Here is a 1,368-nt window from a genome sequence, read left to right as displayed (position 1 = left end):
ATGTATATCCGTATGATGGGCTCGCAGGGACTGAAACAGGCAAGTCAGACGGCGATTTTGAATGCTAACTATATTGCTGCCCGCCTAAAGAATGATTATGACGTGTTGTATACGGGCCATAACGGTTATGTGGCGCATGAGTGTATTTTGGATATTCGACCGTTGAAAGAAGCGTTTGGTATCAGCGAGATGGATATTGCCAAGCGCTTGATTGACTATGGCTTCCATGCGCCAACCATGTCGTTCCCGGTTGCCGGTACGTTGATGGTGGAACCTACGGAATCAGAAAGCAAAGTGGAAATTGATCGCTTTGTGGATGCTATGCTGGCAATCCGTGCTGAAATTGGCAAAGTGGCGCAAGGTGAATGGTCATTGGAAGATAATCCATTGGTCAATGCGCCTCACGTACAAGCTGAACTGGCTTCTGACTGGAGCCATAGTTACAGCCGTGAAACCGCAGTTTTTCCAACCTTAGAAACCAAAGCCAATAAATATTGGCCCGCGGTTAAACGCCTCGATGATGTTTACGGTGATCGTCATCTGCATTGCTCTTGTGCACCTGTCAGTGATTATCAATAATTACCAATATAATAGTCAACACCGGTATAATAACTGGTGTTGATATTTTATATTTATTGGTGAAACCGATTTAAATATAAATTTATTTTGTATATTTAGTGCCTTTCTCTCCCGGATTTTACATGTTATTTCTAATCTAATAGTGTCTTTTATTATTGCCATTCTTATTTAATAGTATGTTTTTATTGGTATTTATTTAAATAAGTTTTTATGGGTAATGATATTTAATTAATAACAAATTAAAACTATTATTAATATTATAATTTATTATTATTGTATATTTGTAAACCTCATGAATTAAGTTTTCCTATGGATATCTCTTCATGTTGAGACAGGCAAACACGGCGAGTAGTACGAGATTGATTTTTTTCCTTATACCCCGTCACCATTTAATATCTCCAGCCTTACCGCGATTTCCCAACATTTAATATAACCGATTCCCCATTATCGGGATTAAAAAACCGAATCCAGATCACATTTCGTACTACATATTCAGACAATAAATTAATCACACATTAGAATAGTTTGCTTATATCACTATCAAATTATCAATATTTTCTATGGAAAGATTACCGTTTCATCACCGAAGCCCGATTAACTTAAGAAAAGAGAGAGTACGATGGATAAGCGCAGCACCCCGTTGGTCAGGGCCACGAGTTATCTTTTAATTTACCTTACCGCCGTTTATCCCCTTCATCCGGCTATCGCCGCCGGCATCACGCCGGATAATAGCCAAACGCAGGTCCAACATCAGGGTAATGTCCCGGTGGTGAATATCGCCGTGCCGAA

The 1,368-nt window shown here is 39.3% G+C and carries 1 pseudogene; it reads left to right on the top strand.

Going from position 1 to position 1,368, the window contains the following annotated elements:
• Positions 1-579: pseudogene (locus D3222_RS24585) on the top strand (glycine dehydrogenase (aminomethyl-transferring)); the annotation flags it as partial.
• Positions 580-1,368: the final 789 nt, after the last annotated feature.

The organism is Photorhabdus sp. CRCIA-P01 (genome assembly GCF_003545805.1).
Taxonomy (GTDB): domain Bacteria; phylum Pseudomonadota; class Gammaproteobacteria; order Enterobacterales; family Enterobacteriaceae; genus Photorhabdus; species Photorhabdus antumapuensis.
The sequence above is the reverse complement of the archived record's forward strand: the minus strand, read 5'-3'. Positions and strand labels throughout refer to the sequence as shown.